At 58.2% G+C, this 23,899-nt stretch carries 24 protein-coding genes and 1 pseudogene; 10 read left to right on the top strand and 15 right to left on the bottom strand.

Translation table 11 applies throughout. From position 1 onward, the window contains the following. The first annotated feature begins 32 nt into the window (after positions 1 to 32). A complete protein-coding gene (locus QPJ95_RS07275) occupies positions 33 to 881 on the top strand; it encodes an LOG family protein (RefSeq protein ID WP_270917556.1) in 849 nt (282 codons plus the stop codon). Positions 882 to 926: 45 nt separating this feature from the next. Here QPJ95_RS07275 and QPJ95_RS07270 read toward each other — a convergent pair whose 3' ends face one another. From QPJ95_RS07270 to QPJ95_RS07260, 3 genes are all read right to left on the bottom strand, one after another. After that, on the bottom strand, positions 927 to 1,136 hold the full coding sequence (locus QPJ95_RS07270) for a hypothetical protein (RefSeq protein ID WP_270917557.1): 210 nt from the start codon (positions 1,134 to 1,136) through the stop codon (positions 927 to 929). Between the two features lie 179 nt (positions 1,137 to 1,315). After that, entirely contained in the window at positions 1,316 to 2,503 is a 1,188-nt protein-coding gene (gene rlmN / locus QPJ95_RS07265) for a 23S rRNA (adenine(2503)-C(2))-methyltransferase RlmN (RefSeq protein WP_270917558.1), read from the bottom strand. A 158-nt stretch (positions 2,504 to 2,661) separates the two neighbouring features. Continuing rightward, entirely contained in the window at positions 2,662 to 3,198 is a 537-nt protein-coding gene (locus tag QPJ95_RS07260) for an invasion associated locus B family protein (RefSeq protein ID WP_270917559.1), read from the bottom strand. A 169-nt stretch (positions 3,199 to 3,367) separates the two neighbouring features. Here QPJ95_RS07260 and QPJ95_RS07255 point away from each other — a divergent pair, with 169 nt between their 5' ends. Continuing rightward, positions 3,368 to 4,366 carry an asparaginase gene (locus QPJ95_RS07255; RefSeq protein WP_270917560.1) on the top strand — a complete coding sequence of 333 codons (999 nt, stop codon included), beginning with the start codon at positions 3,368 to 3,370 and terminating at the stop codon, positions 4,364 to 4,366. A gap of 37 nt (positions 4,367 to 4,403) precedes the next feature. Here QPJ95_RS07255 and QPJ95_RS07250 read toward each other — a convergent pair whose 3' ends face one another. The 7 genes and pseudogenes from QPJ95_RS07250 to QPJ95_RS07220 form a co-directional block, all read right to left on the bottom strand. Continuing rightward, positions 4,404 to 4,718 carry a YciI family protein gene (locus QPJ95_RS07250; RefSeq protein WP_270917561.1) on the bottom strand — a complete coding sequence of 105 codons (315 nt, stop codon included), beginning with the start codon at positions 4,716 to 4,718 and terminating at the stop codon, positions 4,404 to 4,406. A 48-nt stretch (positions 4,719 to 4,766) separates the two neighbouring features. Beyond that, positions 4,767 to 5,195 (bottom strand): SRPBCC family protein, encoded by a 429-nt coding sequence (locus QPJ95_RS07245; RefSeq protein ID WP_270917562.1) that lies wholly within the window; start codon positions 5,193 to 5,195, stop codon positions 4,767 to 4,769. Beyond that, positions 5,192 to 5,512: an ArsR/SmtB family transcription factor gene (locus QPJ95_RS07240; RefSeq protein WP_270917563.1), complete on the bottom strand. Its 321-nt coding sequence runs from the start codon at positions 5,510 to 5,512 to the stop codon at positions 5,192 to 5,194. Before QPJ95_RS07240 ends, QPJ95_RS07245 begins: the two co-directional genes overlap by 4 nt. A gap of 78 nt (positions 5,513 to 5,590) precedes the next feature. Then, positions 5,591 to 6,349, bottom strand: coding sequence for a TSUP family transporter (locus tag QPJ95_RS07235; RefSeq protein WP_270917564.1), 759 nt, complete (start codon positions 6,347 to 6,349; stop codon positions 5,591 to 5,593). A 3-nt stretch (positions 6,350 to 6,352) separates the two neighbouring features. Continuing rightward, positions 6,353 to 7,228, bottom strand: a complete 876-nt coding sequence (gene serB, locus QPJ95_RS07230; RefSeq protein ID WP_270917565.1) for a phosphoserine phosphatase SerB — start codon at positions 7,226 to 7,228, stop codon at positions 6,353 to 6,355. 81 nt (positions 7,229 to 7,309) lie between these two features. Further along, the gene (locus tag QPJ95_RS07225; protein ID WP_270917566.1) at positions 7,310 to 8,350 is read right to left on the bottom strand and encodes an AI-2E family transporter; all 1,041 of its coding nucleotides are present in this window, start codon (positions 8,348 to 8,350) and stop codon (positions 7,310 to 7,312) included. 104 nt (positions 8,351 to 8,454) lie between these two features. Continuing rightward, positions 8,455 to 9,747: pseudogene (locus tag QPJ95_RS07220) on the bottom strand (DUF2330 domain-containing protein). A gap of 289 nt (positions 9,748 to 10,036) precedes the next feature. On the opposite strand from QPJ95_RS07220, the gene QPJ95_RS07215 reads away from it, so the two are divergent. The 3 genes from QPJ95_RS07215 to QPJ95_RS07205 all read left to right on the top strand — a co-directional run bounded on the left by QPJ95_RS07215 (position 10,037) and on the right by QPJ95_RS07205 (position 13,896). Further along, on the top strand, positions 10,037 to 11,185 hold the full coding sequence (locus QPJ95_RS07215; RefSeq protein WP_270917567.1) for a phosphoserine transaminase: 1,149 nt from the start codon (positions 10,037 to 10,039) through the stop codon (positions 11,183 to 11,185). Between the two features lie 77 nt (positions 11,186 to 11,262). Beyond that, positions 11,263 to 12,858, top strand: coding sequence for a phosphoglycerate dehydrogenase (serA, locus tag QPJ95_RS07210; protein ID WP_270917568.1), 1,596 nt, complete (start codon positions 11,263 to 11,265; stop codon positions 12,856 to 12,858). Positions 12,859 to 13,164: 306 nt separating this feature from the next. Further along, a complete protein-coding gene (locus tag QPJ95_RS07205; RefSeq protein ID WP_270917569.1) occupies positions 13,165 to 13,896 on the top strand; it encodes a metallophosphoesterase family protein in 732 nt (243 codons plus the stop codon). A 196-nt stretch (positions 13,897 to 14,092) separates the two neighbouring features. Here the strand turns inward: QPJ95_RS07205 and tdh are convergent, their stop codons facing one another. Together tdh and QPJ95_RS07195 are read right to left on the bottom strand one after the other, a co-directional pair. Then, positions 14,093 to 15,136, bottom strand: coding sequence for an L-threonine 3-dehydrogenase (tdh, locus tag QPJ95_RS07200; protein WP_270917570.1), 1,044 nt, complete (start codon positions 15,134 to 15,136; stop codon positions 14,093 to 14,095). Then, positions 15,133 to 16,320, bottom strand: a complete 1,188-nt coding sequence (locus QPJ95_RS07195) for a glycine C-acetyltransferase (protein WP_270917571.1) — start codon at positions 16,318 to 16,320, stop codon at positions 15,133 to 15,135. The genes tdh and QPJ95_RS07195 overlap by 4 nt, the downstream gene beginning before the upstream one ends. 178 nt (positions 16,321 to 16,498) lie before the next feature. On the opposite strand from QPJ95_RS07195, the gene QPJ95_RS07190 reads away from it, so the two are divergent. Continuing rightward, positions 16,499 to 16,996, top strand: coding sequence for a GAF domain-containing protein (locus QPJ95_RS07190; RefSeq protein ID WP_270917572.1), 498 nt, complete (start codon positions 16,499 to 16,501; stop codon positions 16,994 to 16,996). Positions 16,997 to 17,029: 33 nt separating this feature from the next. Here QPJ95_RS07190 and QPJ95_RS07185 read toward each other — a convergent pair whose 3' ends face one another. Then, complete coding sequence (locus QPJ95_RS07185) at positions 17,030 to 17,596, bottom strand: helix-turn-helix domain-containing protein (protein ID WP_270917573.1); 567 nt, start codon at positions 17,594 to 17,596, stop codon at positions 17,030 to 17,032. A 111-nt stretch (positions 17,597 to 17,707) separates the two neighbouring features. Here QPJ95_RS07185 and QPJ95_RS07180 point away from each other — a divergent pair, with 111 nt between their 5' ends. Then, on the top strand, positions 17,708 to 18,883 hold the full coding sequence (locus tag QPJ95_RS07180) for an acetyl-CoA C-acyltransferase family protein (protein ID WP_270917574.1): 1,176 nt from the start codon (positions 17,708 to 17,710) through the stop codon (positions 18,881 to 18,883). Positions 18,884 to 18,977: 94 nt separating this feature from the next. Here the strand turns inward: QPJ95_RS07180 and ubiB are convergent, their stop codons facing one another. Next, the gene (ubiB, locus tag QPJ95_RS07175; protein ID WP_270917575.1) at positions 18,978 to 20,507 is read right to left on the bottom strand and encodes a 2-polyprenylphenol 6-hydroxylase; all 1,530 of its coding nucleotides are present in this window, start codon (positions 20,505 to 20,507) and stop codon (positions 18,978 to 18,980) included. 3 nt (positions 20,508 to 20,510) lie between these two features. Further along, positions 20,511 to 21,263, bottom strand: coding sequence for a bifunctional demethylmenaquinone methyltransferase/2-methoxy-6-polyprenyl-1,4-benzoquinol methylase UbiE (gene ubiE / locus QPJ95_RS07170; protein WP_270917576.1), 753 nt, complete (start codon positions 21,261 to 21,263; stop codon positions 20,511 to 20,513). Positions 21,264 to 21,348: 85 nt separating this feature from the next. On the opposite strand from ubiE, the gene mutM reads away from it, so the two are divergent. From mutM to rpsT, 3 genes are all read left to right on the top strand, one after another. After that, on the top strand, positions 21,349 to 22,200 hold the full coding sequence (gene mutM / locus QPJ95_RS07165) for a bifunctional DNA-formamidopyrimidine glycosylase/DNA-(apurinic or apyrimidinic site) lyase (RefSeq protein ID WP_270917577.1): 852 nt from the start codon (positions 21,349 to 21,351) through the stop codon (positions 22,198 to 22,200). 63 nt (positions 22,201 to 22,263) lie between these two features. After that, positions 22,264 to 23,040 carry an enoyl-CoA hydratase gene (locus QPJ95_RS07160; protein WP_270917578.1) on the top strand — a complete coding sequence of 259 codons (777 nt, stop codon included), beginning with the start codon at positions 22,264 to 22,266 and terminating at the stop codon, positions 23,038 to 23,040. 221 nt (positions 23,041 to 23,261) lie between these two features. Beyond that, complete coding sequence (gene rpsT, locus QPJ95_RS07155; RefSeq protein ID WP_270917579.1) at positions 23,262 to 23,525, top strand: 30S ribosomal protein S20; 264 nt, start codon at positions 23,262 to 23,264, stop codon at positions 23,523 to 23,525. Positions 23,526 to 23,899 lie beyond the last annotated feature (374 nt).

Below are 23,899 nucleotides of genomic sequence, written 5' to 3'. Positions count from 1 at the left end.
GCTGAAATAAAACACGCAAGCAGGATCCCAAAATGAGTGATGACCGCCACAGCCGATTTCGCGATGCCCATTCCGACCGGGATCAGGCCGAACATGTGCCTTCGACACCTCAGAGTGATTCCCCGGCCTATCGCCTGGCCTTTGCCGATGAGGATTTCCTCTGCCGTGACGAATTGCGCCCGGTGCGGTTACAGCTGGAACTGCTGAAACCGCAATTGTTGCTGGACGAACGCGGTATTGAAAGCACCATCGTATTGTTTGGCGGCGCTCGTATTCCGGACCCCGCGCATAAGGACCAAGCGCGCACTCAAACTCTGGCAGATTTGTCGAAATATTATGACGAGGCGCGTGAGTTCGCCCGCTTGATGACGTTGAAGTCGATCGAGACCGGCGGCCGTCAGCACGTGATTGTCACTGGCGGTGGTCCCGGCGTGATGGAGGCCGGCAATCGTGGGGCGATGGATGCGGGCGGGGCGTCGATTGGGTTGAGCATTGTCTTGCCGCATGAACAGGCCCCGAACGAATATGTGACCCCGGATCTCAGCTTTAACTTCCACTATTTTGCGATCCGAAAGATGCATTTCCTGATGCGGGCGCGGGCGATCTGCGTGTTCCCCGGTGGTTTTGGCACCATGGATGAAATGTTTGAGAGCCTGACCCTGATCCAGACGGGCCGGATGGAGCGGGTGCCGTTCCTGCTGTTTGGCAAGGCGTTCTGGGAAACGGTCATCAACTGGGATGCGCTGGCAGATGCCGGCACTATTTCGGATCAGGATCTTGATTTGTTCCGCTTTGTTGATACCGCGCAAGAGGCGATGGAGCTCATTGAAAACTGGGAGCCGGCGCCGCCGCGCGATAATCTTCCCGGGCGGGAGAAATAATCCGCCCCTGCGATAGAGTATAATTAAAGATATGAACTGGGTGGGTTAGGCCATGTCTGTCGGCAGCACGCCCAGTTCAACGCCCTGGGGCAGGCTGGTCAATACCTGTGCGCCGCGCACGTCTTTGATCGCATATCCGTAGCCCTTCAGGCGGAATTTCCATTCCCGCGCACTCAGTGCTTTTTCCCGCTCACCGCGGATCAGGTTTAGAACGCCATCCTCGATCATGCTGCCGCCAATATCTGCCTGTGTCATTGTCAGATCTCCTGTTTCTGATTGTTCTCAGAATGGAAACTGATTGTTCGACATGTCAGAACTGTACCGGAATTGAGGAAATTTTGAGGCGCATTGTGGCGGCCTGCCTTATGGGCACGAAGGTGTTGCGGCAATTTTGCCCCACCCGGCCATTAGACCGAGTGGGGCTGACAGTCGGGTCAGGAGGAAATGTTCGCCTCGGCTTCGATCTGCTTGCGGCTCTTGCGGGCGCGTTCAGTGGCGGATTTCAACTGACCACAGGCCGCCATGATGTCTTCGCCGCGCGGTTTGCGGATCGGCGAGGCATAGCCCGCCTCGTGGATGATATCCGCAAAGGCGTGGATGCGGTTGCCCGAGCTGCGCTTGTACGGAGCTCCGGGCCATTCGTTGAACGGGATCAGGTTGATCTTGGCCGGGATACCCTTGATCAGCTCGACCAGACGATGGGCGTCTTCCTTGCTGTCATTGACGTGGTCCAGCATCACATATTCAAAGGTGATACGCTCAGAATTGGCAACCCGTGGATAGTCCCGCAGGGCCTGCAGCAATTTCTCCAGATTCCAGCGTTTGTTGATCGGCACCAGCTTGTCGCGTACCTCATCGGTGGTGGCGTGGAACGAGATCGCCAGCATGCAGCCGATTTCTTCCGCTGTACGGGCAATCTCGGGGACGACGCCGGAGGTCGACAGGGTAATGCGGCGGCGGCTGAGTTGAATGCCCTCGGGGTCCATTGCGATCTTCATCGCGTCGCGGACGTTTTCAAAGTTATACAGTGGCTCACCCATGCCCATCAGCACGATATTTGACAGCCGCCGGGTGCGGTCATCCGAGCGGGTGCCGGGCACCGGCCATTCGTCCAGATCGTCGCGTGCCATCATCACCTGGCCGATGATCTCGGCGGATGTCAGGTTGCGGACCAGTTTCTGGGTGCCGGTGTGACAGAACGAACAGGTCAGGGTGCAGCCCACCTGAGACGAGATGCACAGGGTGCCGCGATCTGTTTCGGGGATATAGACCACCTCGACCTCGTGACCGCCGGCGATGCGAACCAGATATTTGCGGGTGCCGTCCTGAGATACCTGTCTGGTGATCACCTTTGGGATTTCAATGACACAGTGCTCGGCCAGGTCGGCGCGCAGGGTTTTGGACAGGTTGGTCATCTCGGCAAAGTCGCGTTTGCCCCACTGATAGATCCACTGCCAGATCTGGCCGACCCGCATTTTGGCTTGCTTCTCGGCGGTGCCAAGTTGAATCAGTGTCGCCCGCAATTGTTCGCGCGTCTGGCCGACAAGATTGATCTTACCGCCCTCGGGCAGCTTGCGGGGCAAGGTTAAAACGTCTTGGGTGATCGGTGTGTCGGCTGTCATGGCTTTGGACTCGGAGCTAAGAGAGTGGATGCAGCTCTATATAGGAGTTTTCGCCAAGATCAAAAGTTTTTGGCCAAAGTCGTTACCAATGCGACATTTTGAGAGAACGCATTGGCCGAAGTTCCGGAACCTTTGTGATACCGGAACTCAGTGTTTTCTTACTTAGTGCAACGCTTGTCAGCGTCTTCGATTGAGGCGGTAAAGCCCAGCAAGGAAAAGCTGTCTTGCGTCTGGGTGCCGCGGGCGGACCGGGCGGTCAGAATCGCCTTTGCTCCACGCTTCATCGCGGTAATAATCTTGGCATCGTCGGCGGCAGTTGCAGGCCAAGCCCATTCGTCATCGGTGAACAGTTCAAACTCGGACTCGCCAACTTTCATGTTCACTGTGGACCCCGGAGCAAATGGATAGCCGCCGGTAAAGGTTACCTGTCCGCTTGCGTCGCCGTCAGGGCGGTAGAAAACAAACAGCTGAATTTCGCTGCGACGCACGGCAACAACCCGACCATCGCGCGTGTTGACTGATTCTTCCGGGGCTGAGACGGCCCAGCATTCGACAGGATCATTCCCTTGAAACACACTCCAGGCCACGTTGGCGGCAACGCGGTTGGTGCTTTGGTTTTGTTGTGCATTTGCTGTGGTGGCGATGATACCGGCCAGACACAGGCTCACGATTGCATGGGCAAATTTCGATGCCATTTGTCCCGACTCCAAGACTGTCATAACCTCAATAACGCCAGAGAGCCTGCAGTGTTCGCCACCGTCTAGGCCAATTCCTCTCGCATGTTGACACAACCACACTAACGACATTAGCACCACTGGAGAAAGTGCGATTGGCAGGAAATCGCCAAGAAAAAGGGCTAATAGCATGACAAATCCGGTTCCGATGGCTGAAATCTGGCGTGGCCAGTTGCTCGAGAGCCTTCATCTGGGGCATGCGGTTGTCTGTGACGACAGCGGTCAGGTGGTCCGCAGCTGGGGCGATCCGGACGCGGTGATCTATCCGCGCAGTTCCTCTAAGATGATCCAGGCGCTGCCGTTGATCACCTCGGGGGCGGCTGAAAAATTTGGCCTGACCAGTGAGCAGTTGGCTTTGGCCTGTGCGTCGCACAATGGGGCTGCGATCCACACCAGCAGGGTCAACGCATGGCTGTCGCAACTGGGGTTGAGTGATGGTGATTTCCGCTGTGGTCCGCAACTGCCCAGTGATATCCCTGCGCGCAATGACCTGATCAAGACGGATACCAGCCCCTGTCAGGTGCATAACAATTGTTCTGGTAAACACGCTGGTTTCCTGACCCTGGCCAAGCACATGGGGGCGGGGCCAGAGTATGTCGAGCTGGACCACCCGGTGCAGCAGGCGGGTTTGACGGCGTTTGAAGAGACCACAGGTCAGGATAGTCCCTGTTATGGCATTGATGGATGTTCGGCCCCGAACTTTGCCACCACGGTAACGGGTATGGCGCGGTCAATGGCCTGGTTTGCATCCGCCTCGGACCGTTCGGATCGGGCTTCGCTTGCGGGTCAGCAATTGGTGGCGGCGATGACGCAGCACCCTGATCTGGTGGCCGGCGAGGGTAAGGCTTGTACCAACCTGATGCGTGCCATGGGCGGTAAGGTTGCGATCAAGACTGGGGCTGAAGGGTTCTATATCGCCATCATCCCAGAGAAACGCATGGGTATCGCCCTGAAAATCGCAGATGGTGCGACCCGCGCTAGTGAATGCGCGATTGCCGCCATTCTGGTGTCACTGGGCGTTCTGGATGCCAATCATCCCGAGACGGTGAAGTACATGAATGCACCGCTACTGAACCGTCGCGATATCAACTGCGGTGTGGTTCGGCCAGCCGCTGAATTGCTGTTCTGAGTGTCTGTACTGCCCGGCCAATAGGCCGGGCAAGATACTACATTTCCAGAATTTCGGCCACTTCAACCGAACCATCGCCATCGACGACCATAGGGCAGCCTTTGGCCATTTCGCTGGCGGCATCGATACTGGCGGCCTCGACCACCGAATAACCAGCCAGCGGGTTGGCGCCGCCATCGTCCGCAATACCACTGGCACTGACGGTTTTTGACATGCCAACCGGTGCGCCTGGCACGATCAGGGCGTCTCCCATCGATCCCATCCAGTCTTTCCAGGCCTGCATGACCTTGGCGCCGTCTTCGGGAGTGTCGGGTTTCTTGCCACCATGATAGGCGAAAATGAACTGGGCCATTGCGAGTATCCTTGTGTAAAAATGAAACGGGTTAAAGTGCCGGGGTGATTAGGTGATATTTGCCGCGAGTTTGCGCAGCGAGGATGTCCAGCCTGCCTCGTGCCGGGCGCTTTGCGCGCTGTCGTCCAACGCGCGGTGATCGACAAGAAGGCGCGCGCCCGAAGTGCTGGCAACCACGGTAAAGGTCACATGGCTTTCGGTGCCGCGTTGGTCATCGTCGTCATGCCAGCCCCAAGTAAAGCCAACCGATTTTGGCGCGTCCACATGGGTGACATGGCCCGAGACTTTGAATTGCTGACCCTCATCATTGCGCATGATCGAAAACCACGGCCCGGTGCGGCTGAGGTCAAGATCATGTTCGGGCACATGCATGCCCTCGGGGCCCCACCATTTTAGCAATTTTTCCGGCGTCGTCAGCCAGTGGAACAACCGTTCGGGGCTAACTGAGAAATCGCGTTCCAGCCGTAGGTCGGTCATATATCGTCCTCCATCAGCGCGGTCTCCAGCCGGTGCAGGCTGGTGTCCCAAAATTCGCGCTTTGATTTGGTCCAGGTGGCGATCAACTGCAGCCCTTCGGGGCGGGCGGAATACAGCCGCCGGGTGCCCACGGCGCGCTGCTCTATCAAACCGGCCTCGCGCAGGACCTTTAAATGTCGCGAAATGGCCGGCGCGGTGAGCCCCGAGCCGCGCACCAGATCCCCCGCCGGTAATTCGCCGTGGTCCATCAACTGGTTCACAATCGACATGCGGACCTCGTCAGCCAGTGCGGAAAATGATTTTAGAAGCGGTGTCATGATATCATTATTAACTTATGTGTTAATTAAGGCAAGTGTTAAGTGTTTCGAGGAGGGGGGGGTGGTCGCCCGAACGGCTCAGATCATGTCCCACAGCAGTTTCAGCGCCAGCGACACCGAGGTGACCACCAGCAGCGGCTTGATCAATCGCGCCCCCTGTTTCTGGGCCATTTGCGCGCCTGCATAGGCACCGGCAATTTGCGCCACTCCCATCGCCAGCCCGGTGATCCACCACGGCGTTGCCACAAAGGCAAAGGCCAGCAACGCGCCGGCATTTGAGGCAAAGTTCAGCAGCTTGGTGTGGGCAGTGGCCTTTAGAACGCCGTAGCCCGCCATCGTGATAAAGGCGATCATGTAGAAACTGCCCGCACCCGGCCCCAGCAGCCCGTCATAGGCGCCGCACAGGGGCACCATGGTCGCGGCAAACAGAACCGGGGTCATTCGCCGATGCCGGTCGGTGTCCCCCAGCCCCTTTTTGGTGGCAAAAAACACCGCGATGCCAATCAGCAGTACCGGCAAGATCATTCGGATCCAACCGGTGGGCAGCATCGAAACCAGCAACGCCCCGGCGATGGAGGCGGCAAAGGCAATCAGTGCCGAGCCGCCTTGTTGGCGCAGATTGACATGACCGCCACGCGCATAGGTCAGTGTCGCGGTCCCCGCGCCGAACAGACCCTGGATCTTATTGGTGGCCAGTGCCGTCAGCGGATTGGCCCCCGCCAACATCAGTATCGGCACCGTGATCAGGCCTCCACCACCGGCAACGGCATCCATGAACCCCGCAACAAACCCCGCCGCCAGTAACAGCAGCAGGGTCTCAAAACCCACTTCCAGCATAGATTACCCTTTGAATTCGTCGCGGCTGTAGCCCTGCACAAACAGCAGGGCGGTCAGGTCACCATGATTGATGCGAATGTCACATTCGGCTGCAACCGAGGGCTTGGCGTGCAGCGCAACCCCGGCCCCTGCGCGTTTTAACATGCCCAGATCATTGGCCCCGTCGCCAACCGCCATCACATCCGCCTCGGTGATGCCCAGCTTGGCGGTGATCTGTTCCAGCGCCTCGACCTTGGCCTGGCGTCCCAGTATGGGCCGTCCCGCCTCACCCGTCAGTTTGCCGTCGGCCACATGCAGCATATTGGCCCGGTTTTCGTCAAAGCCAAGTTCGGCCGCAACCTTGGTGGTGAAGGCGGTGAAACCTCCCGACACCAGCGCCGCATAGGCGCCGTCTGCCTTCATTGTCGCCAACAGGGCAGCACCGCCGGGCATCAGGGTGATGCGCTCGTCGAGAACCTTGGCAATGACGCTTTCGGGCAGGCCCTTCAGCAGGCCAACCCGTTCGGTCAGCGCGCCGTCAAAATCCAGCTCGCCGTTCATGGCGCGGGCAGTGATGTCCTTGACGCGGGCACCCACACCGGCCTCTTCGGCCAGCTCGTCAATGCATTCTTGCTGGATCATGGTGCTGTCCATATCAGCCAGCAGCATCTTTTTGCGCCGCCCCTTGGTCTGTTGGATTACCAGATCCACGCCCATGCCCTGCAAGTCGGCCCAAACGTCCCATTGATTGTCGGGTCGGATGTCCACTGCAAACTCGGCCGCCTCGTCCGGGGCAAGCCAGGTGGCATCATTGCCGCCCCAGGCATTGCGCAGCGAATCAACCAGCGCCGGGTCCAGTGATGGGTCGGCGGGACTACAAAGAAGGGTGACAGTAAACATCTGTTGGCTCCAAATGGACGTGGGCGCGATTACGCCCCTAATAGCCACGCCAGCCGGTGTGGGCTAGCCCCAAGCGCGCTGTTACAGATCGCCCGTTTCAGACATCATCACGGCGATAAAGCGGGTATTGGGGATCTCGGCGAGGATGATCATCACCATTGCAGTCAGTGGAATTGCCAATATCGCCCCCATCAACCCCCATAGCGCGGTCCAGATTGCCAGTGACAACAATACCGTAAATGGGCTGAGGTTGACCGACCGGCCAAGGAATTTCGGCTCGATGTAATAGCCCACCGCAATCTGCGGGATCATCAGTGTCACCAGCGCTATGGCGGCGTGTGAGAACGAGGCGAACTGAACCAGGCTCATGGTCACTGGAAACATCACCGCAATGATCGACCCGATATAGGGAATGTAGTTCAGCAACCCGATCAGGATGGCCCAAAAGGCCGCCTGTTCGATGCCGAGCAACAGCAGGATCGCATAAGATACAAAGGCTAGGATCACATTGACCAGTGTCTTGGCTGCCAGATAGCCACCGATCTTTTCGTTGATCTGGCGCGCCATCTCCAATGTGTGCGCGGCCTGCTTGTGGTCGCCCATCGCGCGGCGTGTCTTGTTTGGCAGGTTGTCCAGCTCGGCCAGGATGAACACTGCGTACAAGGCCGCCGCAACGATCACGGTGCCACCGTTGCTGATGGTGGCGATCGCCGTTGGCATCAGGGTTGTGGCATCAATAAGATCCAGCACTCGTTCGCCCAGATTGGCCCAGCTGGGCAACTCGTGTACTCCGATCAGGGTCACAAACTTTGCCTGCAACACGTCAAAGTTTTCAGCATATCCCGGGATTGCAGCAGAAATTGCTGCGGCGTTTGAGGTGATAAAGGCGGCCAGCACCAGGACAGCAGCGGCAAAGGCCAGCAGGACCAGAAACCGACGCCAGCGGCGTGGCAGCGCGCCCAGCACCGGCACCCGCACCAGTGCCTCGGCAGCCGTGGTCAGGATGTAGACCGCGATGATCCCCACCAGAACAGGCAGGAGAATCGACTGACCCACTATCAGTAGCCAGCCCATCATCAGCATCAGCGCAACCGAGTAGGTCACCATTGCCAGTCTGCTCATCCCAAAACACCCGCTTGCAAATCCCTTACCCACACAGACCACGCGGCAGTGGCTGTTTGCAATGCCATTGCGTGCAGTCTCTGGTTGCCAGAAAACTGGTGCTATTACCAATAACCCTTTGGTACTGTGGCGCGGACCTTTCGTTCAACATCGCGCGCGGGCCAGCCTGTAACATCGGACAGCTGGACCGCCTCTTTGCGCAGGCGCAATCGCAGCCTTTCGACATATTTTTCACCAGCGTCACAGCTGACATCGCCGACGAAAGGGTGGTTCATCACGTAGCGCCCCTGAAAATTCTCTCGGTTGTTGGTGACGCGGAACGCGATGTCCTTTTGCATCTGCCCTTTGGTGTATCGGGCGTGCAGCCGGGTGACATAGACGTCCTTGGCCGGGTTATCACCATTCTTCAGCCAGTGGACGCCCAGCTCTTCCAGCTCAGCGCGGCTAAGAGGGTCGGCGGCGCAGGGGTCGCACCACTGCATGTCCCAGGCATATTCCGTCACAATACCACCCCAGTTCGGTGCAGTCTTGGCGAATAGGGCTTTGTAAAAACCGCCAAAATCCTTTTCGACAAACGACGGGATGTCAAAATTGCTGGGCAGCATATTGACCGGGTAATTCGCTGTTTCTACCCGCCCCTTGCGGGTCAGCATAAAGAACAGAGCATCCTGCGCGCCGCTGCTGTTCAGTTTTCCCAGTTGAATGGGCAGCATGAACTTGCGCGCGCGAAAGCTGATTTGCAGAGGCGGTAGTTCCTTCACTTCGCTGGCTTTGTGGCGCTCCAGGTTCACCCTGGCGACAAAGAATTTCATGCCAGCCTTGATGTATCCGCCCAGCACGGCCTCAGCTCCGTCGGGTAGCTTGTAGCCCTCGCCGGTCAAGAATTCGGACAGCCCGTCTGATTGCCCTGCTGCAAGAATCAGGATGTCATAGGTGCCAACCGCAAACTTGCCTTTGATCTTGATGCCCAAGGCATCAGCGCGACGATAGATCGGTTCCTGTCTGGGACGAAACAAACCGCCAGCGGCTTCCTCGATGACAACGGGTTCGACCGAATACTCGATATTGCCGCCCGTGCAGGGGTCATAATCGTTTTATTCCACCAGCCGTGGCGCAGTGTAGCTGTCCAGATGCGTGATGGTCTCTGGTGCGACCATACCGACCTGTTCGCGTTTCAGAACCTTGGGGGTGGGGATGATGATGGCGAAATCTTTGGCAACCCCGCGATAGTCGGATGACATAGTGATCACCGACCGGTTGCCATCGCGTACAAAAACAACTTTCGACGATTGATTATAAAGCGAGCCATCTGCCTTGGCGACATAAAAGCCGCAAAAGGCCTGAGCCGTACTTGCCCAGGTAAAGGCCCACAATAGGGCCAAAGAAATACGTAACATGTAATCCCTCCAGTAGATTAAATCTAAGGTAGAGTTGCATGAAAAATTCAAAATGGCACCCCACCAATCCCGGCTGTATGTGACAGCCCCGAAATCTGTGATCTGCGTTGAAAAGGAGAGGACTGTCGCATGCTGCGTGTTTCCGATCGTAGTCCCTTTGCGTCGCAATTCATCGAAGGATAGCCGTAATATGTCGCTTTTCCTGTTGCGCGCCGCGCCGCAGCACCCTAGCTCTGGCGGTGGGACACCCTTCCCCAACGAAGGGCACTTATCTGTAAGGATAGCATCAATGGCTACTCAGCAACCGGCCACGCGGCCGGCCAATCCGCGTTTTTCCTCGGGCCCCTGTGCCAAACCCCCCACATTCGAACTGTCCAAGCTGGCCGACGCCCCCCTGGGTCGCAGTCACCGCGCAGCTGTCGGCAAGGCCAAGCTGAAGCAGGCCATCGAAGGCACCCGCGAGGTTCTGGGCATCCCAGCTGATTACCGCATCGGTATCGTCCCTGCCTCGGACACCGGGGCTGTTGAAATGGCTCTGTGGTCGCTGCTGGGTGAGCGCAAAGTTGAAATGCTGGCCTGGGAAAGCTTTGGCGCCGGCTGGGTCACCGATGTGGTCAAGCAGCTGAAGATCGACGCCCAAGCGAAGATCGCTGACTATGGTCAGATCGTTGATCTGGCCTCGGTTGATTTTGCCAATGACGTTGTGTTCACCTGGAACGGCACCACCTCGGGTGTGCGGGTGCCCAATGGTGACTGGATCGCCACCGACCGCGCGGGCCTGACCATCTGTGATGCGACCTCGGCCGTCTTTGCGATGGATCTGCCCTGGGACAAGCTGGATGTGACCACTTTCAGCTGGCAAAAAGTTCTGGGCGGCGAAGCGGCGCACGGCATTATCGTTCTTTCCCCCCGCGCTGTTGCCCGTCTGGAAAGCTACACCCCGGCCTGGCCGCTGCCCAAGATATTCCGCCTGACCAAAGGCGGTAAGCTGATCGAGGGCATCTTTACCGGTGCCACCATCAACACGCCCTCGATGCTGGCGGTCGAAGACTACCTGTTTGCGCTGGACTGGGCGCAATCGGTTGGTGGTCTGCAGGGGATGATCGCCCGTGCCGACGCCAACGCCCAGGCGGTGTTTGATTTCTGTGACGCCAACAGCTGGATTGCCAATCTGGCCGAGGATGACGCGACCCGTTCAAACACCTCGGTCTGCCTGAGGTTCACCGATAGCCGCATCCAGGACGGTGCTGCCTTTGCCAAGGCGGTGGCCAAACGTCTGGAAGCGGAGAATATCGCGCTGGACATCGGTGCTTACCGCGATGCGCCTGCCGGTCTGCGGATCTGGTGTGGCGGTACGGTTGAGACCTCGGACATTCAGGCCATGCTGCCTTGGCTGGCCTGGGCATTTGACGCCGAAATCGCCGCTCAGGCGGCCTAAGCCCCCCTCATGTCAGTGTAGGGTGCGTGGTTCCACGCACCACTCCTCGCTCCAAAGAATTCAAAAGGACCAAAACCATGGCTCCCAAAGTACTCGTATCCGACAAACTCTCTGAGACCGCCGTGCAGATCTTTCGCGATCGCGGCATCGACGTCGACTTCATGCCTGACCTGGGCAAGGACAAAGACAGGCTGGCCGCAGTGATCGGTCAATACGATGGTCTGGCGATCCGCTCGGCGACCAAAGTGACACCAACCATCCTTGAGGCCGCCACCAAGCTCAAAGTTATCGCCCGCGCCGGTATCGGCACTGATAACATCGACAAGGAAGCCGCCTCGAAAAAAGGTGTGATCGTGATGAACACACCGTTCGGCAATATGATCACCACCGCCGAGCACGCCATCGCCATGATGTTCGCCGTCGCCCGCCAGATCCCCGAGGCCAGCACCTCGACCCATGCAGGCAAGTGGGAAAAATCCAAGTTCATGGGCACCGAGCTGACCAACAAGGTGCTGGGCGTCATCGGCGCCGGCAACATTGGTGGCATCGTTTGCGACCGTGCGCATGGTCTGAAAATGAAGGTTGTCGCCTATGACCCCTACTTGGGCGAAGAGAAAGCCGACAAGATGGGCGTTGAAAAGGTTGAACTGGATGCGCTGCTGGCACGCGCCGATTTTATCACCCTGCATGTGCCACTGACCGACCAGACCCGCAATATTCTGTCGCGCGAAAACCTGGCCAAGACCAAAAAGGGTGTCCGCATCATCAACTGTGCCCGTGGTGGTCTGGTGGACGAAGAGGCGCTGGCTGATCTGTTGAAATCCGGCCATATCGCAGGTGCGGCTTTTGACGTGTTCGTGAACGAGCCCGCCAAGGAAAACGCGCTGTTCAACCTGCCCAACGTGGTCTGCACCCCGCACCTGGGTGCTGCCACCTCGGAAGCACAGGAAAACGTTGCCCTGCAAGTGGCTGAACAGATGTCGAATTATCTGCTGACCGGTGCCGTAGAAAATGCGCTCAACATGCCCTCGGTGACGGCCGAAGAAGCCAAGATCATGGGCCCCTGGATCAAATTGGCCGACCACTTGGGCAGCTTTACCGGGCAGATGACCGATGAGCCGATCAAGGCGATCAACATCCTGTATGACGGTGTTGCCTCGGAAATGAACCTGGCGGCGCTGAACTGTTCGGTTGTGGCCGGTATCATGAAACGCGCCAACCCGGACGTGAACATGGTTTCGGCTCCGGTTGTCGCGAAAGAGCGCGGCATCCAGATTTCCACCACCAATCAGGACAAATCCGGTTCGTTTGATGGCTACATCAAGGTGACCGTGGTGACCGACAAGCGTGAACGCTCGGTTGCGGGCACCGTGTTCAGCGATGGCAAGCCGCGGTTCATCCAGATCAAAGGCATCAACATCGACGCCGAGGTCGGCGCCCATATGCTGTATACCACCAACGAAGATGTCCCCGGCATTATTGGTACTCTGGGCCAGACTATGGGGGAAAGCGGCGTCAATATTGCCAACTTCACGCTGGGCCGTACCGCTGCAGGCGGCGAAGCGATCGCCCTGCTGTATGTGGATAACCAAGTGCCTGCCGATGCTCGTGCCAAACTGGCCGAGACGGGTTACTTTACCCAGATCAAACCGCTGGAGTTTGATGTCAGCTAAGCATAGGCCATTTCACTAACAATATGAGGGAATCGCCGCCGTGGCGGTTCCCTTTTTACGGGACTCACTCTTGCAGTTCCCTCGATGTCCTGTTGCTATGCGATAATGGCAAATCGCATTGGTTGAGCAATAGGTGAGAGACATGGTCCCCCAGATGTTGGGCGACACTTAGCAAAAACCGATTGTCCGACTTCCGGCAGGCTCGACGCGCTGTTGTTCCAAAGCCGCAATGTGACCGTCACCTGCGAGATCAACGATAAACGGGCCTAACACCCCGGCATAGATGAAACAGCAACAGGACCACCTATGACCTCTCCCATTTACGCCATCGGCGATATTCACGGTCAGCTCGAGATGCTGGAGGCGGCACTGGGGCGTATCGAGGCGGATGGTGGCCCTGATGCCCGCATCGTTTTTCTCGGTGATTACACCGACCGTGGCCCGGACAGCCGCGGTGTGATTGATCTGTTGCAGCGGGGACAAGCCGAGGGCCGCAATTGGGTCACCCTGATGGGCAACCATGACCGGATGTTCGCGATGTTCCTGGAGGATTACCCGCGCACCGATTCGCAGCTACTGGTTGGTTTCCACTGGCTGCATGCGCGTATTGGCGGGGTGGAAACGCTGGCGTCCTACGGGGTTGACGTTGTCGAGGGCGACCGCACCTATAGTGTCCATGAGCGTGCGCAGGCGGCGGTGCCGCAAAGCCACATTGATTTTATGGCGGCGCTGCCAAGTCATCATCAAGAGGGTGACTTGCTGTTTATTCACGCCGGGATTCGTCCCGGTGTGGCGCTCAAAGATCAGGACATCGAGGACAAGATCTGGATCCGCGAGGAGTTCCTGAGCTACCCTGATCCGCATCCCTGGCTGGTGGTGCATGGTCATACGCAGGTGCCTCAGCCTGAGCATCATGGAAACCGGGTCAATTTGGATTCAGGCGCAGGATACGGTCGCCCGTTGACGGCTGCGGTGTTCGAAGGTCAGGATGTCTGGGTTCTCAGCGAAACGGGACGTGTTGCTCTTTTGCCTGAATGAGCGAATAACGCACGGATTTTTCACATATTTATGCATTTTTGACTTTTTCGTGTTATCGAAGTCTCGTGGCTGGAGGGCCATTTTTTATATGTGATTTTTTAGGATCTTTTGCCAATTCAAAAGGTAGTGTTGGCCCCCAGCCATGATTTTAACTGTGGTGAGCGACCAATTCTACGTTAATTCAGCGGCCCGATGATTATGTCCAATCAAGGACAACTTTGCCACTTTGCCCGGACTTCATCGCAGCAAAGCCCTGCTCAAAGTCATCGACGCCAAACCGGTGGGTGATGACACCGCTGACGTCCAACCCGTTTTGCAGCATTGCGATCATCTTGTACCAGGTCTCAAAAATTTCCCGCCCGTAGACGCCTTTGATGGTGATCGCCTTGAACACGATGCGGCTCCAGTCCACCGGTGATTTACCCGGCGGGATACCCAGCATTGCAATGTGACCGCCCATCACCAGCGCCTCGATCATCTGGTCCAGCGCCGCCTGATTGCCGGACATCTCCAGCCCGACGTCAAACCCCTGCGACATGCCCAGTTCTGCAATCACATCGTTCAGATCTTCCTTGGCGACATTCACCGGACGCACATTGGCGACCTTTTCCGCCAGCGCCAGCCGGTCCGGGTTCACATCGGTAATCGCCACATGCCGTGCGCCGACGTGCCGCGCCACCGCAGCGGCCATGATACCGATGGGGCCGGCGCCGGTGATCAGCACGTCCTCGCCCACCAGATCAAAGCTGAGCGCGGTGTGAACTGCGTTGCCAAGCGGGTCGAGGATGGCGCCGATATCGTCTGAAATCGCGTCGGGCAGTGGCACCACATTGAACGCCGGCAGCCGCAGATATTGTGCAAAGGCCCCCTGTTCATTGACGCCGATCCCGCGGGTCTCGGGATCAAGATGGAACTTGCCGGCCCGGGACTGGCGCGATTGGTGGCCGATCAGGTGGCCCTCGCCACTGCAGCGCTGGCCAATCTTCAGGTCGGTCACGTTGCGGCCCAGCTCGACAATCGTGCCGGCGAATTCGTGACCGGTGATCAGCGGCACCGGCACCGTCTTTGCCGCCCAGGCGTCCCAGTTCCAGATATGCACATCGGTGCCGCAGATGCCGGTTTTGTTGATCTTGATCAGCACATCATCCGGGCCGATGTCCGGCACCGGCGCGCGGGTCATCCACAGGCCTTCCTTGGGGTGGGATTTTTCCAGCGCCTTCATGGTGTTTGGCTTGCTCATTTGAGGATCCCCAGATCTTTGCCCACCTTGCCAAAGGCGGCCAGCGCGTGTTGCAGCTCATCCCGGGTCAGCGCCGCATTCATCTGGGTCCGGATGCGGGCCTTGCCACGCGGCACCACCGGAAAGAAGAACCCCGAGACATAGACGCCTTCGTCGAACAGCCGCGACGCCATATCCTGCGCCAGCTGCGCCTCACCCAGCATCACCGGCACAATTGGATGTTCGCCCGGCAGCAGGTCAAAACCTAGCGCGTCCAGGCCGGCGCGCCAGAATTTGGTGTTCTCAAACAGTTGTGCGCGCAGATCTGCGCCCCGTTCGACCAGCCGGATGGCTTCCAGCCCGGCAGCAACAATAGAGGGCGGCAGCGAATTAGAGAACAAATAGGGCCGCGCCCGCTGCCGCAGCAGGTCGATCACTGGCTGCGGCCCGGCGATATAACCGCCGATGGCCCCTCCCAATGCTTTGCCCAGTGTTCCGGTGACGATGTCCACATCAATGCCAAAGTGATCCGGCGTTCCTGCACCGTTGGGGCCCATGAACCCGGTGGCGTGGCAGTCGTCCACCATCAGCACCGCGTCGTATTTATCCGCCAGTGCGCGGATTTCCGGCAGTTTGGCCAGATAGCCATCCATCGAGAACACGCCGTCGGTGGCAATCATGATATGGCGCGCCCCGTCCTCGCGCGCCTGTTTCAGCCAGGCCTCAAGATCCTTCATATCGCTGTTCAGGTAACGATAACGCTTGGCCTTGCACAGGCGGATGCCATCGATGATCGAGGCATGGTTCAAACTGTCCGAGATAATGGCGTCCTCGGGTCCGAGCAGAGGTTCAAACAGCCCGCCATTGGCGTCGAAACAGGCGGCAAACAGGATCGAATCATCCTTGCCCAGAAACTTGGCCAGCCGTTGCTCCAACGCGCGGTGGATATCCTGAGTGCCACAGATGAACCGGACCGAGGCCATGCCAAAGCCCTTGTCATCCATCACGTTTTTAGCGGCGGAGATCAGATCAGGATGATCCGCCAACCCCAGATAGTTGTTGGCGCACAGGTTGATCACCTTGTGCTCGCCCACCATGATCTCACCGCCCTGAGGCGAGGTGATCATTCGCTCGCGCTTGGTCAGCCCCTCGGCTTCGATCTGCGCCAGCGTGTTCGAGATGTCGGTCAGAAAAGCGGTGGTCATGCGGTGAACTCCTTATCCGTGGAATATTATCTAGCATAACGGATTTGATTCCCAAATAGGGGATTTCAGTATTGTGGAAAAAAATCCGTGAAACTGGAATATTGGTACTAACGGAGATGCCGCTTGATCAGCGGTCGCGTTGCGGCAAAGGTCGCCCTACTTTTCAGGGAAATATTGTATGACCAATAACACTGCACAGGCCCGGTTTGAACTGGCCCTTTCATCCGCAAAAACAGCCCAACAAGCCTATGATGCGCTGAGTGAGCTGACCAAAGAGCTGGTCGGGGCCAAGCTGTTTACGGTGATGACGGTTGATATGGCGACAGAGCTGGCACAGCGCACTTATACCAGTGACCCGGAAAATTACCCGACCTCGGGCACCAAACCAATCACCCGCAACAGCTGGTTTTCCATCGTGCATGACCAGCACGAATGTTTTGTTGCCAATACCATCGAGGATATTGCGCAGGTTTTCCCCGACTATGAGTTGATCAATACGCTGGGCTGTCAGTCGGTGATCAACCTGCCCATCGTGATTGGTGGAACACTGGCCGCAACGGTGAACATTCTGCATGAAACGGGTTATTACACCGAGGATCGCGTGCAGCGCACCAAGGATCTTCTGACCCTGCCGTCTCTTGCCGCGCTTTGTGTGGCGCAACGGTTGATCACCTAACGGTCGTCAGGTTGGGCGCAGTCCAAACGGCCCTCAGGCATTCTTTACAATCAAAAACACCCGCGCCGCGCCGGTCGGTGCGGTGATCGAATGAGCCACATCCGCCGCGTAGCGGGCGGTATCACCGGTCTGTAGCTGGTTGCGGGCATGGCCGGAAATCACAGTGATTTCACCCTCCAGCACCGTCAGATGTTCAACCGCGCCGCGGGTGTGGGGTTGGCTCTTCAGCGCGCCGCCTTTGTCGAAACTTATGTCATAGACCTCGTGACCGCCGGCCTCTTCTGGTGGCGACAGGATCAGGATGCGGCAGCCCTGGCCGATGTTCTCGATTTTGGGCACGTCGACGGCGCGCAGCACCTCGATCCTGTCCTGTGCATCCTTGGCGTCCAGCAAGCCGGCAAAATCCACCTGCAGCGCACGGGTCAGGTTCCACAGGGTGGCAATGGTGGGCGAGCTTTCGCCGCGCTCTATCTGGCTGACCATGGAGCGGGACACGCCCGACAGGTTGGCCACCGCCTCCAGGCTTAAGCCCTGGTCGCGGCGCGTCTGTTTCAGGCGCGAGGGCAGCAGTGTCAGGATATCATCTGTGTTTTCCGTCATAACGGAGTCCTGCGCCCCGTGGTCGAATTTGTCAATGACGGGACGTCCCGGCAGACAGGGCGATGCTGCGGTTGCATAATACAGGTAACAGATTTCATGAGGAGAGAGACCATGACTGATATCGTCATTCTGGACGGCGCACGGACCGCAATCGGCACCTTTGGCGGCGCATTGGCCAATACAGCGCCGATTGATCTGGCTGCCACAGTGTCCAAGGCCGCAATGGAGCGCTCAGGCGTGGCGCCTGAGCAAATCGGCACTGTGGTGTTTGGCCATGTGATCAATACCGAGCCGCGCGATATGTATCTGAGCCGGGTGGCCGCGATGCAGGCGGGGGTGCCCGACAGTGTCCCGGCGATGAACGTCAACCGGCTGTGTGGATCTGGTGCGCAGGCCATTGTCTCGGCGGTCCAATCCCTGATGCTGGGCGATGCGGAATTCGCTTTGGCGGGTGGCGCCGAGAATATGTCGCGCAGCCCGTTCATCATGCAGCAGCAGCGCTGGGGCGCCAAGATGGGCGATGTGATGTCGCTGGACATGATGCTGGGGGCGCTGAATTGCCCGTTTGGCACTGGCCACATGGGGGTGACGGCGGAAAACGTTGCGGATGAGCATGACATCACCCGCGCCCAGATGGATGAGTTTGCAATGCTCAGCCAGTCCCGTGCGGCAGCGGCGATTGAGGCGGGGTATTTCCACAGCCAGATCACCCCGGTTGAGGTCAAGGTCAAGCGCGCCCTGGTGCCGTTTGAGGTGGATGAACACCCCACCGCCAGCACGCTGGAGAAACTGTCCGGGTTGCGGACAGTGTTCAAGAAAGACGGCCGCGTCACGGCGGGCAATGCCAGTGGCATCAACGACGGCGCCGCCGCGATGGTGCTGTCGACTGCCAGTGCCGCCGCGGCTGCTGGTTTGAAGCCCAAGGCGCGTATTCTGGGCTATGCCCATGCTGGTGTGCGCCCCGAGGTGATGGGCATCGGTCCGGTTCCCGCCGTTCAGGCCCTGTTGCAGAAAACCGGTCTCTCAGCTGGCGATTTCGACGTGATCGAAAGCAACGAGGCCTTTGCGGCGCAGGCGCTGGCGGTGAACAAAGAGCTGGGACTGGATCCGGCCAGGGTGAACCCCAACGGCGGTGCCATTGCTCTGGGCCATCCGGTTGGGGCCACCGGCGCCATCATCACCCTGAAGACGCTGTATGAGCTGGAGCGCATTGGGGGCTCAAAAGGCTTGATCACCATGTGCATCGGCGGCGGACAGGGTATTGCACTGGCGATTGAATTGCTGTGATCTGAGAGCGGGGAGGGGGCTGTCTGCCCCCTCTTGGCCACAGGCCAATTCACCCCCGAGGATATTTTTGGCCAGATGAAGCCTGCGGGGGATATTACAGGATCTGGCTGAGCACGGCGAACAGGCCAGCACCGACGACGGCTCCGGTTAAGGCCGGTGTGAGCCAGGACGTGGTCAAACGCTTGTGGTCCTCTGGCGCGGCGGATTGGGCAATCAGGGCCGATTCGACCAGTGCGGGCAGGCGTGGGCCAAAGCGGGCCATGACCTGAGCTGTGGACAGCAGATCCTTGATCACCGCGCGCGGGCCGATGGATTTCTTGATATAGTCACCCACCACCGGATAGGCGGTTTCCCAGATGTTGATATGGGGATCCAGCGAGCGGGCGACGCCTTCGACGACGACCATAGTGCGTTGCAGCAGGATCAGTTCGGTGCGGGTTTCCATGCCAAAGCGCTGGGTCACTTCGAACAGGTAGTTCAGCAAACGGCCCATCGAAATATGGCTGGCATCCATGCCAAAAATCGGTTCGCCCACGGCGCGCAGGGCGCGGGCAAATTCGTCGACATCGCGGTTGGCGGGCACATAGCCGGCCTCAAAATGGACCTCGGCGACGCGTTTGTAGTCGCGATTGATGAAGCCAAACAGGATTTCGGCATAAACCCGGCGGGTGTATTCGTCGATATGGCCCATAATGCCAAAATCATAGGCGATGATATCACCATTGGCGGCGACCTTGAGATTGCCCTGGTGCATGTCGGCGTGGAAGAAGCCGTCGCGCAGGGCATGGCGCAGGAACAGGCTGAGCACCCGTTCTCCCAGCGCCCGGCGATCATGGCCCGCAGCGTCCAGGGCCGCATTGTCGCCGAGATCGACTCCGTCTGCCCAATCCAGCGTCATCACCCGGCGGGCTGAGTAAGCCCATTGGATGGTGGGAAGCTGAAAGCCTTTGTCCTGACTGGTATTGGCGGCAAATTCCGACGCCGAGGCGCTTTCCAGGCGCAGGTCAAGTTCAGCCTGGACCACACCGTCAAAGTGTTCAATCACTTCCAGTGGCCGCAGCCGCCGGGCGCTGGGGGCAAACAGATCGACGATGCGGGCGGCAAAGTAGAAGGCGTCTACATCTTTGTTAAAGGCGCGCTCGATCCCCGGACGCAGCACTTTGACGGCCACTTCCTTGCCGCAATCAGCCAGCCGTGCCCGGTGAACCTGGGCGATCGAGGCGGCGGCGATGGGGTCGCTGAATTCCGAGAACATCTGGTCCACCGGCAGGCCCAGCTCGCGTTCGATCTCGGCTATTGCTTCCGCTTTGGAAAACGCTGGCAGCTTGTCCTGCAGCACCCGCAATTGTAGCGCCAGATCCTCGCCCACCACATCAGGTCGGGTCGACAGCATCTGGCCGAACTTGATATAGGCGGGCCCCAGTGCGGTCAGCGCCCGGGTGAGGGGCGGCATGTCGGGGTCACCCTTGTGGCCCAGCCATTTGAATGGCCAGCCCAAAGTATGCGCCAGGATGCGCAGGGGTTTTGGCGCGTCAAAGGCGTCGAGCACCACGCGCATGGCGCCGGTGCGTTCCAGGGTGGCGCCGGTGCGGATCAGGCGGATGATGTTGTGGGGGCCACGCATGGTTTAGATTTTCCAGCCAGAGTGCAGGGCGGCAATGCCGAGACTTAAGTTGCGATACTTGGCGTGCTCGAAGCCAGCTTTGCGGAGCATGCCCAGAAACGTCTCCTGATCGGGGAAGTTGCGGATCGATTCGACCAGATACTGGTAGCTGTCGTAGTCATTGGCGATCAGTTTTCCCATGCGCGGTATCACGTTGAAGGAATACAGATCATAGGCCTTTTGCATCGCCGCGTTGGGCAATTGGCTGAATTCCAGCACCATCAGGCGGCCGCCCGGTTTCAACACCCGGTAAGCCTCGTTCAGGGCCTCTTGCGGGCGGGTGACGTTCCGAATGCCAAACGAGATGGTATAGACGTCAAAGGAGCTGTCCTTGAACGGCAGCGCCATGGCGTCGCCGGTGACCCAGTCCAGACTGTCGGCCATCTGATCGGCCTCGGCGCGGGTGCGTCCCGCCTCCAGCATGGGGGTGGTGATGTCGAGAACGGTGGCATGGCCGCGGCCTGCGCGTTTCAGGAACCGGTACGAGATATCGCCAGTGCCGCCAGCGACATCCAGTAGGCGCTGGCCGGGGCGGGGCGCCAGCCAATCCATCATCGCATCTTTCCAGACCCGGTGAATTCCAAGGCTCATCACATCGTTCATGATGTCGTATTTTGACGCCACCGAGTTGAAGACGCCTTGTACGCGACCAGCCTTTTCAGCCTCGGGGACGGTTTCAAAACCGAAATGGGTGGTGGTCTCGGATGTGTCTGCCATTGGGGAGCCGTTTTCTAAATTTCGCCCCTGTTATAAGGCGCTGGCAGGGAGGTACAATGCGGCCGTTTGGTTTGGGAGCAAAGTGATGCCGGAATTACCCGAAGTTGAGACGGTACGCCGTGGATTAAGCCCTGCAATGGAGGGCGCGGTGATCAGCCATGCACAGGTCAACCGGCCTGACCTGCGCTGGCCGTTCCCGGAGCGTATGGCGGAGCGACTGACGGGTGCGCGGGTTCTGGCCTTGCGACGGCGGTCGAAATATCTGCTGGTGGACCTGGATCGTGGTGAAACACTGCTGGTTCATCTGGGCATGTCGGGGCGGATGACGGTATCGGGGGACCCGTTGGGGCAGTTTGTGCATGACCATCCGGCGGCGCAGAAACATGATCATGTGGTGTTTGACATGGATAACGGCGCCCGCATCACCTTTAATGACCCGCGCCGGTTTGGCGCGATGGATCTGCTGGAGACGGCAACAGCAGATCAGCACAAGCTGTTGTCGGTGCTGGGGCCGGAGCCACTGGGCAATGATTTTCACGAAGACTATCTTATCCAGGCTTTTGCGGGGCGCAATACGCCGGTGAAATCGGCGCTTCTGGATCAGGGAATCATCGCCGGCCTGGGCAATATTTATGTCTGCGAGGCATTGTTTCGCGCCAAGATATCGCCACGTCGCAAAGCTGGGCAGATTTCCGCCGGGCGGGTGGCCGCTTTGGTTCCGGTTGTCCGGCAGGTGCTGTCCGATGCCATTGACGCCGGCGGATCCTCGCTAAAGGATTTCCGGCAAGCCGATGGAACTCTTGGATATTTTCAGCATAGCTTTGATGTCTATGGGCGCGAGGGTGAACCCTGCAAACGTGAAGGTTGTGGCGGTACAATAGGTCGAATCACCCAGTCCGGGCGTTCAACCTTCTATTGTGGCAAGTGCCAAAGATAGCTTGAATGAGACGGTCTGCGTGGTAATGAATCGTTCGTAACGGAATAATGAAAGTTCACAAATATGGCCTTTGAGACGATCATCGCCGAAGTGCAGGACCACGTTTCCCTTATCAAGCTGAACCGGCCTGACGCGTTGAACGCGCTCAACTCCGTATTGCTGCAGGAATTGTGTGCCGCCGTGGAAGAGGCGGAAGCCAATGATAAGGTGCGCTGCATCGTGATCACCGGATCCGAGAAAGCCTTTGCCGCGGGCGCCGACATCAAAGAAATGGCAGAGATGAGTTTTGTTGACGTGTTCACTGGCAATCTGTTTGCCGACGTCAACGATCGGATTTCTGCCATCCGCAAGCCGATCATTGCTGCAGTCAGCGGCTATGCTTTGGGCGGTGGTTGCGAAATAGCGATGATGTGCGATTTCATCATTGCGGCGGATACTGCCAAATTCGGCCAGCCCGAGATTAACCTGGGCGTCATTGCCGGCATGGGCGGCAGCCAGCGTCTGACCCGCTTTGTTGGCAAGTCGAAATCCATGGATATGAACCTGACGGGTCGTTTCATGGGGGCCGAAGAAGCCGAGCGCGCCGGTTTGGTGTCGCGGGTTGTTCCCGCCAAGAAACTGATCGAAGAGGCAATGGCCGCGGCGCAGAAAATTGCCGAGAAGTCATTGCTGACAGCCGCCGCCGCCAAAGAGGCGGTGAACCGCAGCTATGAACTGACCCTGAGCGAAGGCATTCTGTTTGAGCGCCGGGTGTTCCATTCAATGTTTGCCACCGAAGATCAAAAAGAGGGCATGGCGGCCTTCCTGGAAAAACGCGAAGCGCAGTTCCGCGACAAGTAAGCCCGGATCATGTAAACGTCAGGAGCAGGCCCATGTGGCCTGTTTTTTCGTTTTTGAGAGACCGCGCAAGACTCGGGCTTGCCAAAGAGCCGCGTTTTGCGTAAGTCAGCCCGGATATATGCGCGTGCAGCCCGCTTAGGCTAGACTCACACCGGTGGATCAATCCGGGTTGGCTGGCATTGCGCGTCAGAGATACAAACCCGAGAGTAAGGTCCAATACCATGGCAAATACACCACAAGCAAAAAAGCGCGCCCGTCAGAACGAGAAGCGTTTTACTGTCAACAAAGCCCGTCGTTCGCGCATCCGCACCTTCCTGCGTACTGTCGAAGAAGCCATCGAATCAGGCGACAAGGAAGTGGCCGCTGCAGCTCTGCGCGCGGCTCAGCCTGAACTGATGCGCGGCGTCACCAAGGGCGTTTACCACAAGAACACTGCATCGCGTAAAGTCTCGCGCCTAGCAGCCCGCGTTAAATCGCTGGGTTGATTCCCTAGGGGTGATTCCCTGAGTTTTGGTTCCTGGACCAAGTATGACTATACGTCAAAGGCGCTGCAATTTGCAGCGCCTTTGCTTTTTTGTCACGCTCTTTGAGCTGTCCAAAGGGCCAGAGAGATTCTTTATCCACAATCTCCGAGTCAACATCAGAGTTTCATTGATGGCCGGTGCGCTATGTTGCTACCAATAGTACAGCGATTCATTCGCTGGGGGGACTAGGCTGCTCGCGACTTTCCTGATGGGCATCAGGAAATCTTTCGTGACTTAAAAATTCGGATGCGTACTCTAATTTATTGAGCGCAGATTGAATGCAACTGCCTCGGGTGATTCCGGGTGGCAGCCTTGTCGCATTGTAAGTGCGTAAA

It is taken from the genome of Parasedimentitalea psychrophila, from assembly GCF_030285785.1.
Taxonomy (GTDB): domain Bacteria; phylum Pseudomonadota; class Alphaproteobacteria; order Rhodobacterales; family Rhodobacteraceae; genus Parasedimentitalea; species Parasedimentitalea psychrophila.
The sequence above is the reverse complement of the archived record's forward strand: the minus strand, read 5'-3'. Positions and strand labels throughout refer to the sequence as shown.